This window comes from Variovorax sp. dw_308, assembly GCF_019207085.1.
In the GTDB taxonomy this organism is placed as follows: domain Bacteria; phylum Pseudomonadota; class Gammaproteobacteria; order Burkholderiales; family Burkholderiaceae_C; genus Variovorax.
In genome coordinates, this window is the sequence record NZ_JAATOM010000011.1 from 78,483 (window position 1) to 91,528 (window position 13,046).

A 13,046-nucleotide genomic window follows, 5' to 3' on the forward strand; every position below is an offset into this window, starting at 1 on the left:
TTGCGTTTTTCTTTGTTCAGCGCCTGCCGACGTTGTCGTAGTTCAGGGCGATCGAGCCGTTGCGCAGGAAGGGCACGAGGTTGTAGATGTACTGGTTCAGGTTGTCGGCGGCGATGGCGACGCCGGACTTGGGCAGCATCACCACGTCGAAGGGACGCAGCAGGATGTCGCGGTCGGGCGAGCGCAACGCGTCGGCCGTGAAGCCTGTGCTGACGACCTCCAGGGTGTGGTCCGGGCGCCGGCGCAACAGGATGAGGGCCGATGGATCGCCGCTGGGCAATTGGCCGCCCGCCTCGACCATCGCCTGGACCAGCGACAGGCCGGGCCGGAACGGCAGCGTGCCGGGCCGGGCCACCTCGCCGCCCACGAAGACCTGCGGCGGCTGGAAGCTGCGGATCACGATCGTCGGCCTCAGGCCGGAGAGGCCGGCGCGTCCGATGCCATTGGCGGTGCGCACGCTTTGCGAGTTGACCGTGCGCACGATCACCGCGAGGTCGGGGTTGCGCACATAGGTCGCATAGCGGCTGCGCAGGTCTTGCGCCAGTTCTTCGGGCGAGCGGCCTTCGGCGCGCACCATGCCCACCAGCTGGAGCTGGATCTTGCCGTCGGGGCGCAGGCGGACCACGTCGTTGAGCATTGCGGCGAACGGGAACTTGATCTCGAGTTCATCGTTCGGGCGCAGCAGGTATTCGCGATTCGGCGCCTCGCCGGCGAGCTTGTCGAGGCGTGTGCGCAAGTCCTTCTGCACGTCGTCGACGGTGCGGTCCTGGAAGCGCACCACGCCCATGAGCGGCAGGCTCACGTTGCCGTCGGGCAGCACGCGCAGCGACTGGTCGAGTTGCGGCGCGTCCGGCACGCGCAGGTCGAATTCGTCGCCGGGCGAAAAGGTGTAGCCGGCATCGGGTTGCGGCGCGCGGGCGGGAGGCGACGCTGCGGCCATGACGGGCGGCGACACGGCGCCTGCGTCCTGTTGACGAGGCGGGTTCGAACAAGCTGCGAGTGCGAATGCAAGGAGAACCACGACCAGGGGTCGGAAGAAAATCATCTACGTGCCTTCAGGTTCTTGGGGAAGCGATGTGGGCAGCCGTTGCCATGAGGAGGGGCGGCCGTGCGCCCAGGAGTGCACATCGGAGAGGAGGAACGCATAGGCGGCCAGCACGTCGCGCCACGCAAAGGTGAGGCGGGCCCGCTTCAGCGTGGCGGCGCTCATCTCGCTGCGCTGCGCTGCGTTGCCGAGCAGGTTGTCGAGTGCGTCGCGGCAACTGCTGGCGTCCTTGAAGTAGCCCGCGCCTTCGCCGGCCACCCATCGATTGAACTGGTTGTCGTGTGCGAGCACCGCATTGCCGGCGCCCATGGCTTCGAGCAGGGAGGGATTGGTTCCGCCCACGCGGTGGCCATGCACGTAGAGGATGGAGTGCTTGCGCAGCGAGTGAACGATGCTGCTGTCGTAGATCGCGCCGGGGAAGCGCACCTCGTTGCTGGCCGCGGCCTGCACCTGCGCGTGGTAGGCGACCTCGGACCGGTAGTTGCCGAGCACCACCAGGTCGACGCCGCGCTTCTTCGCGGAGAAGGCCTGGACGATTTCCAGGATCGAGTTCTCCGGTTCGGGGCGTGCGATCACGGTCACGAACTTGCCGGGCTGCACACCCAGTTCCTTGAGCGGTGCGGTGTCCACGTCTTCGATGGCCGTGGTGCCATAGGGAATCGTGGTGATCTTGCGAGCGCGCACACGCGAGGAAAGGTGGCGCGCGATCTCCGGGTGATCCGCCACCAGGTGGGTCGCGCCGAGGCAGCCTGCCCAGTCGTTCAGGTAGAGCCAGGCGCGCGCCATGGGCCCCCACTTCTGGCGCGACCATTCGATGCCGTCCATGTTCATCACGTTGGGGATGCCGGCCGCGCGCAGGCGCAAGCCGAACAGCGCGGTGTTGTAGCCAAGCGTGAGCACCAGCGAGGGACGGTCTTTCAACGCGTGCGAAATGCAGGCCCAGTCGAAGCGGATGGAGTTGAGGGCGGTGTCCCGCCCCACGCCGATGTGAACGCGCCGGATGCCGTGGAACGTGCTCTCCCACGTCGGCATCTTTCCATCTTCCTGGCAGTAGACGGTGACTGCCCAGCCGGCGGAAAGCAGGTAGGGCGCGAGCTGCTCGGCAAAGGTCTCGAAGCCACCGTGCTGGGCGGGAATGCCACGGATTCCCATGATGGCAATGGATTTCGACGGGGTCGTTGTGGTTGGCATAGTGGACTTCATAGGAGGCAATCGAACGATGGGAGGTACTGCTCGTTCACGCGCGCAGCCATCGAGGCTGGCGACGGTCGCCGGAGTTCGGATGAATCTGTCGAGGCCTTGCCGGCCGGATGGAAGCGGCGGCCTTCAGGCCGTGAGCGAATGCATGGCCCGGGTGAGGGAAGCAATGCTCCGGAACACGCTGCGCGTGAGCAGTTCTTCCGGGATCTCGCCGAACTCGGCTTCCAGGGCCAGCATCACGTTGACGCTGGCCAGCGAAGTCAGGCCCGCCTCCCCGAGGCTTGCATCGTGAGGGAGCCTGTAGACGTCCTGGACAAGACGTCCATGCTTGCCGAGTACCTCCCGTACTGCGGCCTCGACGGTGTGAATGTCGGTGGTTGTATTCATGTGTGTGACAGCTAAAACGATCTCAATTTTTATCGACTTGGGTCCGCGCCCGCGAGCGCCTGGGCCCTATCCCGTTTCGGTCGGTTCCGGACCGATTTGCGCAATGACCGCGGCCATCGCGATGCTTCCTTCCTGGCTCAGGGAGACCATGATGTCGTGGGCGCCGAGTTCGCGCGCCCGCGCCGCCACGTTGCCGGCAAGGCGCATTCCCGGGCGCCCCGTCGCACTGCTGCGGACCTCGATGTTTCGCCAGTCGACGCCGAGTTCAGCCAGGTCGAGCGCCTTGATCACGGCCTCCTTGGCTGCAAAGCGCGCGGCCAGGCGCTCGGGCGATCCGTTGGAGATCTCGATCTCGTGCCTTGAAAAAATGCGATGGACGAAACGGTCTCCGAATTCCGCCAGCGAGTCCTCGATCGCATGCACGTCCACCAGGTCCACGCCGAGGCGGAGACTTGAAGCTGGGTCCTGACGACGGGGGGTGGGCATGCTGACGAGGAGTTGACGTGAATTGACGATAAGGAGCGTAGCGATTCGGCCAAAAGTTGTACATAGTCATCTCGACTACCTCCGGAGGTATCGGCCATAGGGCAGAGCGTGGAGCGAAACTGCGAACAATTGCGTCTCCGACTTCCTCATGCCAACGTTAGCCTCCTCATTTCGCTTCGCTGCCGTCCGGCAAGGGCCACGGCATCTGGCGCACGGATCGCCCGCGAAACCGCAGTGGCGCACGCTTTGGCGCTGGGTGGGCAGGCGTGACTGCGAGCCGTCGGATTGCGGCGCTGCGCGTGCCGCATGCATTGCCGGCCGGGTTGCGCGGTGGGTTGGCCGACACCGGATGACCCATGCAAAACTCCGCTGAGCTGGCTTTCAGCGCTTGCGGAATGTTGCGCTTCAAATGCGGCGGTGTTGGCAATGCACGACAGCGAGCGGGCTGCGTTGGCCTTGGGCGCATTTCGACAACGATCGTTACTCGCCGGAAAGAAATGCCACCGCTGTGTCATGCGCAGTCGGTGTCGGCATTGCCGGCAAGTTCATGCAACTGATGACCAGAGAGGCCTCCCCATCATGACCCCCTCGCCGCCGGCCGCGGAAGCCGTCGACCGCTATGACCCCCGTGCGTTCCACGATGCGCTCGTTGCGCACGGATTGCTCCTTCCATCGGCCGTGAAGGGAGGGTATGGCCGCGGAGAAGTCTTCGAACACGTGCTCCAGTGCTTCGATGCGCTGTTCATGCGCACCGGCGACGCTCCCGACGCCAGGCCGATGATGTTTCCCCCGATCGTGGCGCGCGACCTGATCGAGAAGATGGGCTACCTCGGCAACTTCCCGCAACTGATCGGCAGCGTGCACAGCTTCTTTGGCAGCGACGCTCAGGCGCGCGAGATGGAGGCCAGGGCAGCCGGGGGGCAGCGCTGGGAAGACCTGCTCGACATCACCGAGGCCATGCTGTTGCCTGCCGCCTGCTACCCGGTCTATCCGCTCTTGCGCGGTCTGCTGCCCGAAGGCGGGCGCCTGGTCAGCGTCGTGGGCTGGTGCTATCGGCATGAGCCGTCGGACGAGCCGACACGGATGCAGTCATTCCGCATGCGGGAGCTGGTCCGCGTCGGTGCGCCGGAGGCCGTGCAGAAGTGGCGCGACGATTGGCTGGCGCAGGGGATGGCCATGTTTCGCAGCATCGGCCTGCCGGTGCACAGCGAGGTCGCGAACGACCCTTTCTTCGGCAAGACCGGGCGGTTGCTGGCCGAGAGCCAGCGGGAGATGGCCCTCAAGTTCGAGATCGTCGTGCCGGTGGTGTCGCTCGAGAAGCCGACAGCAATCTGCTCCTTCAACTGGCACCAGGAGCACTTCACCGGCAAGTTCGGCATCCGGCAATCCGACGACGCCACGGCGCACACGGCCTGCATCGGGTTGGGGCTCGATCGCACCGTGCTGGCGCTGTTCAAGACGCACGGGATGGACCCGGATCGCTGGCCGCGCGAGGTGCGGGGCGAACTTCGGCTTTAGCAAAACTGCTGGCGCTCTCGCGCGTCAGTTTTTGGCGGGCGGCACGACAACGGCCCGGCCGTCCCGCGTCGTGTAGGTCGAGTCGGAGTCATCCCCGCTCCTTTGCGTGCCGTCCGGCGCGATCACCGTGGAGCGCGTGTCGGGGATGGTGTCCGGCGACACCGCGGGCTGACCGCCGCCCGCGCGAGCCAGCGCATCACCGGCATCGCGAATGCAGGCATTGCGCTCCGGGCGCGGCAGGTTCGCGCCGTCGCACTGTGCGATCGTCTGCTCATAGCGCAGGCGCGCGGCCTCGGAGGGCTGTGCGCTGGCCGACGATGCGGCAAGCGCCAGCAGGGACAGGACTGCAGCAATGCGCGAGCGTTTCATGGTGGACCCTCGTTTCGTTGCACACCGGTCGCCGCCGCTGCGGCGACCTCAGTTTGGAGATGGTTTCAGGTCGTCGTCGATGTGCGGGTCGGCCGGTTGCCCGCGCACCTTTCGGACAGTACGCCGGATCCAGTGCTCGATGTCGTCAATGTAGGTGAACACGGCGGGCACCACCAGCAGGCTCAGCACGGTCGAGGTGATGAGCCCACCGATCACGGCCACGGCCATCGGGGAGCGGAAGCTCGAATCCGCCGCGCCGAAACCCACCGCGATCGGCAGCATCCCCGCGCCCATGGCGATGGTCGTCATGATGATGGGCCTGGCGCGCTTGTGGCAGGCGTCGCGCAGTGCGTCCCAGCGGCTCATGTGGTGTTCGCGCCGCGCGACGATGGCGTATTCGACCAGCAGGATGGAGTTCTTCGTTGCCACGCCCATGAGCATGATGAGCCCGATGAGGGATGGCATCGACAGCGCCTTCTGCCCGATCAGCAGGCCGACGAAGGCGCCGCCCAATGCCAGCGGCAGTGCGCAGAGGATGGTGACCGGGTGCAGGAAGTCCTTGAACAGCAACACCAGCACGATGTAGATGCACAGCACGCCCGTCAGCATCGCCAGGCCGAAGCTGTTGAACAGTTCAGTCATCACCTCCGCATCGCCCACTTCCGCGACGCGCACGCCGGGCGGCAGGTTGGTGATGGAGGGCAGCTTCATGACCGCGTCCTTCGCATCGCCCAGGCCCACGCCCGACAGTTCGATCTCGAAGTTGACGTTGCGCGAGCGGTCGTAGCGGTCGATCACGGCGGGGCCGCCTTCCACCGTGAGCTTGGCGACCTGGCCGAGCATGACCGGGCCACGTGCGCTCGGCACGCTCAGGCGTTCGAGCAGGGGCAGGTCGGCGCGCGCGGAGTCCTCGAGCTTGACCACGATCGGCACCTGCCGCTGCGCGAGGTTGAGCTTGGGCAGCGACACGTCGTAGTCGCCCAGCGTGGCCACGCGCAGTGTCTCTGCAATGGCGCTGCTGGTCACGCCGAGGTCGGCGGCGCGCGCGAAATCGGGGCGTACCGCGATCTCCGGGCGGATCAGGCTCGCGGTCGAGGTGATGTTGCCGAGGCCGGGGATGGTGCGCAGGTCGCGCTCCACGGCGCGGGCGGCGGTGGTCAGAGCGTTCGGGTCGTCGCCGGACAGCGCGAGGATGTACTTCTCGCCGGAGCCGCCCAGGCCCACGGTGCTGCGCACGCCGGGCAGCGACTCCAGCGCGGTGCGGATCTGGTTCTCGATGACCTGCTTGCGGGGGCGGTCACCGCGCGCGTCGAGCTGGATCGTGAGCGTGGCCTTGCGCGTCTCCGGCGTGCCGAAGTTGGCGAAGGGATCGCCGCCCGCGCTGCCACCGGCCACGGTGGTGTAGACGCTGCGCACGTGCTTGATTTCCATCACGCGCCGGCGCGCCTCTTCGGCCGTGGCCGTGGTCTGCGCCAGCGTGGCACCGGGTGCGAGCGAGATGTAGACCTGCGTCTGCGAGTTGTCGTCGGGCGGGATGAAGCCGGTCTTGAGCAGCGGGATCATCGCCAGCGAACCGAAGAAGAACAGCGTGGCCAGCACCATCGTCTTGAAGCGGTTGTGCATGCACCAGCCGACCGTGCGCATGTACACGCGCAGCCATGCCGGCTCCTTTTCCTGCGTGACGATGGGCTTGAGGATGTAGGCCGCCATCATCGGCGTGAGCACGCGCGCCACCACCAGCGAGGCGAACACCGCGAGCGATGCGGTCCAGCCGAACTGCTTGAAGAATTTGCCCGCCACGCCGCTCATGAACGCGGTCGGCAGGAACACGGCGATGAGCGTGAAGGTGGTGGCGATCACGGCCAGGCCGATCTCGTCGGCTGCCTCCATCGCCGCTTCATACGGCGACTTGCCCATGCGCAGGTGGCGCACGATGTTCTCGACCTCGACGATGGCATCGTCCACCAATATCCCGATCACCAGAGACAAGGCCAGCAGCGAGATGACGTTGACCGAGAAGCCCAGCAGGTACATGCCGATGAATGCGGGGATCACCGACATCGGCAAGGCCACGGCCGACACGAAGGTCGCGCGCCAGTCGCGCAGGAACAGCCACACCACCAGCACCGCCAGGATCGCGCCTTCGTAGAGCAGGTGCAGCGAGCCTTCGTACTCTTCCTCGACCGGCTTGACGAAGTTGAAGGCCTCGGTGAGCTGGATGTCAGGGCGCTCCGCGCGCATCTCGCCGAGCGCCTTCTGGATGGCCGCGCCGACTTCGACTTCGCTGGAACCGCGGCTGCGCGCCACTTCGAAGCCGACCACCGGCTTGCCGTCCAGCAGAGCGGCTGCGCGCGGCTGGGCGATGGTGTCGCTCACGCGCGCCACCTGGTCGAGCCGGATGCGTCGACCGTCCGACAGCGCGATCTGCAGGTCGGCGAGTTCATCGGCCGATTTGACCGTGGCGAGCGTGCGCACCGGTTGCTCGCTGCCGCCGAGGTCGGTGCGACCGCCGGCGCTTTCCGTCTGGACTTGGCGAAGCTGGCGCGAGATGTCGGCCGCGCTGGCGCCGAGCGCCTGCAGCTTGGCCGGGTCGAGGTCGACATGCACTTCGCGCGTGACGCCGCCGACGCGGTTGACCGCGCCCACACCCGGCAGCGCAAGCAGCTTCTTCGTGACGTCGTTGTCGACGAACCAGCTCAGCTCGGACGGGTCCAGCTTGCTCGACGAGATCGTGAAGGCGAGCACCGGCTGGGCCGCGAAATCGAGCTTGGTGACGACCGGGTCGCGCACGTCGGCGGGCAGGTCGGAGCGCACCTTCTGCACTGCCGAACGCACGTCGTCGACGGCTTCCTGCACCGGCTTCTCCAGGCGGAACTCGACGATCAGCGTGGCCGCGCCGTCCTGCACCTTGGTCGTGATGTGCTTCAGGCCCTGGATGGTGGCGATCGCGTTCTCGAGCTTGCGCGCGACATCCGTCTCGAGCTGCGATGGCGCGGCGCCGGGCAACGCGGCCGAGACCGTGACGGTCGGCAGGTCGATGTCCGGAAAGTTCTGCACCTTCATCGCGTTGAAGGACAGCAGCCCGCCGAAGGTGAGCAGCACGAACAGCATCACCGCCGGGATCGGGTTGCGGATGGACCATGCGGAGACGTTCATGGCTGGACCCCCGGGAGGCAAATACGGGAGCGGACTTGACCGTACGCGAAAGTCGCGAAGAAATGCGAAGGACGCGAAGGAAAGCCAGAAAATTTCTTCATGAATTCTTTTGCGTCCTTCGCGAAACCTTTGCGTCCTTCGCGTACGGCCAAATCCGAATTCACAAGCCTGTCCACGACCCGAACCTTCATTTGGCACCCCCGGCATCCACGACGCGCACCAGGTCGCCGTCGTTGAGGAAGCCGGCGCCTTGCACCACCACCTGCGCATCGGCCGGCAGCTTGGTGGTGATCTCGACGCGCTCGCCCACGCGGCGGCCGGTGTCGATCTTGAGTTGGCTCACGCGGTTGTCGGGCTGCAGCAGCAGCAGGAAGTTGAATCCGTCGCGCGGCACGATCGAGGCCTGCGGCACCGTCAGCGCATTGCTGCGACCGAGCTGGAAATCGCCGCGCGCGAACATGCCGGCCTTGATGGCGCTGTTCTGCTGCAGGTTGGGCATGTCCACGTAGACGATGGCCGCGCGCGTCTGCGGGTCGACCATCGGCGACACCGCGCGCACCTTGCCCTGCACCTGCGCGCCGCTGGCGCTGGTGACGCTGGCGGGCGTGCCGACCGGGACGCGGCCCAGTTCGGCCGAGGTGACTTCGGCACGCCATTCGAGGCGGCCCTGCCGGATCAGCTTGAACAGCTCGGTGCCCGCAGCGACGACGCTGCCGACAGTAGCCGTGCGCGAGGAGATCACGCCGTCGTCGGGCGCCAGCACCTGCGTGTTGCGGCCACGCACCTGCTGTGCGGCGAGCACGGCCTCGGCGGCTTCGACGCGGGCCTTGGCAGTCTGTGCGGCAGTGGTGTACTGGTTGATCTGCTGCTGGCTCAGGGCGCCGGTCTTCTCGAGCGTGCGCGCCCGATCAGCCGTGCCGGCCGCGTCGGCCGCGGTGGCGCGGGCTTCGGCGAGCGAGGCCTTGGCCTGCGCCACGTCGGCGTTGATCGTCTCGGGCTCGAAGGTGGCGAGCACCTGGCCGCGCTTGACCGTGTCGCCGACATTCACTCGGACTTCGGCAAGGCGCAGGGCGTTCGATTCGGAACCGACACTGGCCTCCTGCCACGGCATGACGTTGCCGTTGGCGGCGAGCGTGTCGGTCAGTTCGGCGGACTCGGGCTTGGCGACCGTGACCGTCAGCGTGGGCCGTGCCGGCGGGGCGCCGTGCTTGGTGCTGGCCGAGCTGGCGGTGCCGGGCGCGGCGGGCTGGTCGGCCTTCTTGCGCATCATGAAGAAGCCTGCGGCGACGACGACCAGCAGCACGACGGCTGCGACGATGAGAGTGGGACGTTTGATGTTCATTGCGACTTCGAGGATGTCGTTTCTTGTTGGCTGATGGCGGTGGCGCCGTCGGGCCGGACCCAGCCGCCGCCCATCGCGCGGTACAGCGCGACCCAGGCGTCGGCGCGCTCCTGCTGCAACTGCACACGGGCGGTGAGTGCGCTGATCAACAGGCGACGCGAGGTCTCCAGGTCGAGCAGGCTGGCCAGGCCGCTTTGGTAGCGCGCCTGCATGGCGTCGAGCGAGGCCTGGTAGTTCTGCACCGCCACGTCGGCATCGTCGGCGCGGCGGGTGGTGCTGTCGAGGTTGAGCAGCGCCGTTTCGACTTCACGCACGGCCTGCCGCACGTTGCCGCGATAGACCGAGGCTGCCTCGTCATAGCGCGCTGTCGCCGCGTCGACGTTGGCTTTCAGAGCGCCGCCATCGAAGATCGGCACCGTGAGCTGCAGCGGGCCGATGTTCCAGGTGTCGAGCGTCTCCTTGAAGCCCTGGGTACGGAGCTGCAGCTTGCCGACGGTGCCGGTGAGCGACAGGCTCGGGTAGCGCGCGCGCTGCGCCTCGCCGACCGAGGCGCTGGCCGCCGCGACGTCGAGTTCGGCCGAATACAGGTCGGGCCGTTGCGCCAGGGCTTCGGCGGGAACGCTGTCGATCGCATGGGTCTTGGGAAGCGCGCGGTCGGCGGGCGTGGCGGCCATCTTCTGCTCGATCACGTTGGCGTCGAGGCCGGTCAAGGCGACCAGTCCGGCGCGCACCACGGCGCACTGCGAGGTCTGCAGCTTGAGCCGGTTGGATGCGTCGGCGGCACTGGCACGCGCCAACGCGGCATCAGCGGGCGCCGTGAAGCCGGCGCGCATCGAGAGTTCGGTCAGGCGTGCGGTCTCCGCGCGCGATGTCGCGTCGTTCTCTGCCACCGTCACGAGTTGCTCGCAGGCGCGTTCGTTGAAGTAGAGGTTGGCCGTGTCGGCGGCCACGGACACGCGCGCCTGGTGCCACCGCGCGTCCGCGCCGGCGAGGCGCAGCGTGCTGGCGTCACGCCCGGCGCGCAGCTTGCCGAACAGGTCGAGTTCCCAGCTGGCCTGCAAGCCGGCCTGGTAAGTGGTGACGATGGGCGTCGCGGTCGAGCCGCCGCTGGTGGTCGCCGCGCTGCCGAAGCCGCTGGTGCCCGCGAATTGCGAGTTGCCGCGCGAGGCCGACGCCGTACCTGCGAGGTTGGGCAGCAGGGCCGCGCCTGCCGCGATGCTGCTCGCGCGCGCTTCGCCGACGCGTGCCGCGGCGCTGGCCAGGGTCGGGCTCGCGTTCTGGGCTGCGTCGATCAATTCGACCAGCAATGGGTCGTCGAGCTGACGCCACCATTCGGTCATCACGCGCACCGAGCCGCCGTGGGGCAGGGCGGCCGACGCACCGGCCGCCGGCAACGGTGAATGCCATTGCGCGGGCAGGGGCGCACCGATGTTGGCCGGTGGCCGCGTCAGGCTGCAGGCGCTCAGCGCGAGCGCCGCGATGGGCAGGCAGGCGGTCGAACCGATCCGTCTCAATCTGCGAAGGCTCATAGGATCTTGCTGGACTTCTTCTTGGGAGCGATGGGCGCCCGCTGGGGTTGGGATTCGGGCACGCCGGCGCGGCGTTGCGCCTCCGAGGCAACGAGCGCCAAAGCGTACTGGACAAGGCGCTCGGCCCATGTATCGATATGCGATGGCGTGCGTAGGAGCGGTGGCCGGATTTCGCCGATGACGTCCTGCATCACGAAGAGCTGGATGGCGAGGCCGGTCACCGAGAAGGCGAGGCGGTGCATGTCGTCGTCGGCCCTGTTCGCGGGCACGCCGAGGTGCTTGCATATCAAGGCCACGAGCGCGTCGTGCGGCTCCTTGAGGTCGCGGTCGAGTTCCATCTTCCACTGGCTCGTGGGCTCGATGAGTTCGCGCATGTGCAGGCGCATGCACTGCCGCGCGGTTTCACTGTCTTTCAGCGGCGCGACGTAGCCGGTCATGAAGATGCGCAGCGCTTCTTCCAGCGAAAGTCCGGGCGCGGTGAAGTGCGAAATGAGTTCGCCAGCATCGCCGCCCATGGGCTCGGAAAAGGTCGCCGCATAGAGGCCGGCCTTGTCGCCGAAGTAGTAGCTGATGGCGGCGATGTTCGCGCCCGCTGCCTGGGCGATCTCGCGCGTGGAGGTCTTGGCGAAACCCTTTTCCGCGAAGAGGGCGAGGGCGGCGTGCAGGATGCGGCCGCGCGCCTCCACGCCGTCGGAACGTGTTGGGTGGGGTGGCTGGGAAGCGACAGGCATGGGGACCGTATTGGAACAGATAAATCAATCGTTTGATTGACTTAACCCGCACTCGCATGGGGCCTTCCTTGAAAGTCCCGGTCCGCGATGAACGCTCGCCCGGCGCACACGGCAGCCCGCGTCCCTGCGAAGATCGGGCGATGCAAACGGAGATCCACACGGAGAAAGCCGAGCCCTCTGCCAGGCCGCCGCGGCGCGACCGGATCTTCATCAGCTACCGCCGCGCCGACAGCGCTGGCCATGCCGGACGCCTGAAGGACGACCTCACGCGCATCCTGGGGGACCGGGTGTTCATGGATGTGGCCGACATTGCGCCCGGCGCGGATTTCGAGCGCGTGCTGCGCGGCGAACTGGCTTCGTGCGGCGCGGTGCTCGCGGTCATCGGCGCGCAATGGCGTGAAGCCCTGGACGTGCCGCGCGAGGGCCAGGACTATGTGCGCCTGGAGCTGGCACACGCGCTCGCGCAGGCCGATGTGTCCGTGGTTCCGGTCCTCATGCAGGGGGCGAGCCTGCCGGCTGCAGGAGAACTGCCGGCCGACCTGCGACCGCTGGTGCAGCGGCAGGCCACGGTGATCCGGGACGACCGCTGGAAAGACGACGTCGCGAACCTGGCCCGCGAATTGAGAAATGCGCTCAAGCTCGCCCGGGTTCCAATGGAATGGGTCGCAGCAGGCGGGCTCGTGGTGGCCGCCCTGGCTGCGTCAGCGGCCTGGCTGGCGTTGAAGTCGCCACCGGCGCCCGCCGCGTTCGATCGCGATCGAGCCCATGAAATCACCTTGGCCGCGACCCCGAAGGCCGTCGCTGCGTGCAAGCCCGCCAAGGACCTGGCGGGCGAGTGCCCCCTGGTCTTCAGCTTCGCGCCAGACGGCAGCGTGCGCAATGTGTACTTCGCGTCGGGCTATTGCGAAATGAAGGCGCCGCCATTCGGCGACTGCATGGTCGAGAAGCTCTCGGCCGTCCGGATCCCGCCCTTCGACAACGTCGACGAAGCCGAAGTGGGGCTGAACCTGGTCATCGACAAGGACGGCTCGGCGAAGGCCGCCGTCGACGAGTGATGCAATGAAATGTCGTCCGCTTCAGCAGCAGCGGCCCCTGCCCGTACCGTACCTCGCCTGCTGCCGCTCCCGGAAGAAGGCCTCGTAGTTCATCGGCTCGCGGTCGGGGTGCGTGGTCTTCATGTGGGCCACGTAGGTGTCGTAGTCCGGCACGCCGACCATCAGGCGCAGCGTCTGCGTCAGCGTGCGGGCCAGGTAGCGGCCGGCTTCGGGGAGCGAGGTGTTCAT

At 67.2% G+C, this 13,046-nt stretch carries 12 protein-coding genes; 2 read left to right on the top strand and 10 right to left on the bottom strand.

The window, feature by feature from the left end:
- Window positions 1-16 precede the first annotated feature (16 nt).
- The 4 genes from HCU76_RS21030 to acpS all read right to left on the bottom strand — a co-directional run bounded on the left by HCU76_RS21030 (window position 17) and on the right by acpS (window position 3,118).
- The gene (locus tag HCU76_RS21030) at window positions 17-955 is read right to left on the bottom strand and encodes a polysaccharide biosynthesis/export family protein (protein ID WP_213954191.1); all 939 of its coding nucleotides are present in this window, start codon (window positions 953-955) and stop codon (window positions 17-19) included.
- Window positions 956-1,045: 90 nt separating this feature from the next.
- A complete protein-coding gene (locus HCU76_RS21035) occupies window positions 1,046-2,236 on the bottom strand; it encodes a DUF1972 domain-containing protein (RefSeq protein WP_256354316.1) in 1,191 nt (396 codons plus the stop codon).
- A 135-nt stretch (window positions 2,237-2,371) separates the two neighbouring features.
- On the bottom strand, window positions 2,372-2,632 hold the full coding sequence (locus HCU76_RS21040; protein WP_213954193.1) for an acyl carrier protein: 261 nt from the start codon (window positions 2,630-2,632) through the stop codon (window positions 2,372-2,374).
- Window positions 2,633-2,698: 66 nt separating this feature from the next.
- On the bottom strand, window positions 2,699-3,118 hold the full coding sequence (gene acpS / locus HCU76_RS21045) for a holo-ACP synthase (protein WP_213954194.1): 420 nt from the start codon (window positions 3,116-3,118) through the stop codon (window positions 2,699-2,701).
- A 579-nt stretch (window positions 3,119-3,697) separates the two neighbouring features.
- Between acpS and HCU76_RS21050 the strand changes: the two genes are divergently transcribed.
- Entirely contained in the window at window positions 3,698-4,636 is a 939-nt protein-coding gene (locus HCU76_RS21050; RefSeq protein ID WP_213954195.1) for an amino acid--[acyl-carrier-protein] ligase, read from the top strand.
- Between the two features lie 24 nt (window positions 4,637-4,660).
- On the opposite strand, the gene HCU76_RS21055 is transcribed toward HCU76_RS21050, so the two are convergent.
- The 5 genes from HCU76_RS21055 to HCU76_RS21075 form a co-directional block, all read right to left on the bottom strand.
- Complete coding sequence (locus tag HCU76_RS21055; protein ID WP_213954196.1) at window positions 4,661-5,005, bottom strand: hypothetical protein; 345 nt, start codon at window positions 5,003-5,005, stop codon at window positions 4,661-4,663.
- Between the two features lie 48 nt (window positions 5,006-5,053).
- Window positions 5,054-8,161, bottom strand: a complete 3,108-nt coding sequence (locus HCU76_RS21060) for an efflux RND transporter permease subunit (RefSeq protein WP_213954197.1) — start codon at window positions 8,159-8,161, stop codon at window positions 5,054-5,056.
- Between the two features lie 187 nt (window positions 8,162-8,348).
- A complete protein-coding gene (locus HCU76_RS21065; protein ID WP_213954198.1) occupies window positions 8,349-9,503 on the bottom strand; it encodes an efflux RND transporter periplasmic adaptor subunit in 1,155 nt (384 codons plus the stop codon).
- Window positions 9,500-11,032, bottom strand: coding sequence for an efflux transporter outer membrane subunit (locus tag HCU76_RS21070; protein WP_213954199.1), 1,533 nt, complete (start codon window positions 11,030-11,032; stop codon window positions 9,500-9,502). The genes HCU76_RS21065 and HCU76_RS21070 overlap by 4 nt, the downstream gene beginning before the upstream one ends.
- Entirely contained in the window at window positions 11,029-11,763 is a 735-nt protein-coding gene (locus HCU76_RS21075; protein WP_213954200.1) for a CerR family C-terminal domain-containing protein, read from the bottom strand. The genes HCU76_RS21070 and HCU76_RS21075 overlap by 4 nt, the downstream gene beginning before the upstream one ends.
- Window positions 11,764-11,903: 140 nt before the next feature.
- Here HCU76_RS21075 and HCU76_RS21080 point away from each other — a divergent pair, with 140 nt between their 5' ends.
- A complete protein-coding gene (locus tag HCU76_RS21080; RefSeq protein ID WP_213954201.1) occupies window positions 11,904-12,818 on the top strand; it encodes a toll/interleukin-1 receptor domain-containing protein in 915 nt (304 codons plus the stop codon).
- A gap of 21 nt (window positions 12,819-12,839) precedes the next feature.
- Here the strand turns inward: HCU76_RS21080 and HCU76_RS21085 are convergent, their stop codons facing one another.
- Window positions 12,840-13,046 carry a YbdD/YjiX family protein gene (locus tag HCU76_RS21085; RefSeq protein ID WP_213954202.1) on the bottom strand — a complete coding sequence of 69 codons (207 nt, stop codon included), beginning with the start codon at window positions 13,044-13,046 and terminating at the stop codon, window positions 12,840-12,842.

What these genes read in the sequence shown, in the direction of transcription:
- HCU76_RS21035 (WP_256354316.1), bottom strand. Translation starts at nt 2,236, where the DNA reads ATGCCAACCACAACGACCCCGTCGAAATCCATTGCCATCATGGGAATC.
- HCU76_RS21040 (WP_213954193.1), bottom strand. Translation starts at nt 2,632, where the DNA reads ATGAATACAACCACCGACATTCACACCGTCGAGGCCGCAGTACGGGAG.
- acpS (WP_213954194.1), bottom strand. Translation starts at nt 3,118, where the DNA reads ATGCCCACCCCCCGTCGTCAGGACCCAGCTTCAAGTCTCCGCCTCGGC.
- HCU76_RS21050 (WP_213954195.1), top strand. Translation starts at nt 3,698, where the DNA reads ATGACCCCCTCGCCGCCGGCCGCGGAAGCCGTCGACCGCTATGACCCC.
- HCU76_RS21055 (WP_213954196.1), bottom strand. Translation starts at nt 5,005, where the DNA reads ATGAAACGCTCGCGCATTGCTGCAGTCCTGTCCCTGCTGGCGCTTGCC.
- HCU76_RS21060 (WP_213954197.1), bottom strand. Translation starts at nt 8,161, where the DNA reads ATGAACGTCTCCGCATGGTCCATCCGCAACCCGATCCCGGCGGTGATG.
- HCU76_RS21065 (WP_213954198.1), bottom strand. Translation starts at nt 9,503, where the DNA reads ATGAACATCAAACGTCCCACTCTCATCGTCGCAGCCGTCGTGCTGCTG.
- HCU76_RS21070 (WP_213954199.1), bottom strand. Translation starts at nt 11,032, where the DNA reads ATGAGCCTTCGCAGATTGAGACGGATCGGTTCGACCGCCTGCCTGCCC.
- HCU76_RS21075 (WP_213954200.1), bottom strand. Translation starts at nt 11,763, where the DNA reads ATGCCTGTCGCTTCCCAGCCACCCCACCCAACACGTTCCGACGGCGTG.
- HCU76_RS21080 (WP_213954201.1), top strand. Translation starts at nt 11,904, where the DNA reads ATGCAAACGGAGATCCACACGGAGAAAGCCGAGCCCTCTGCCAGGCCG.
- HCU76_RS21085 (WP_213954202.1), bottom strand. Translation starts at nt 13,046, where the DNA reads ATGAACACCTCGCTCCCCGAAGCCGGCCGCTACCTGGCCCGCACGCTG.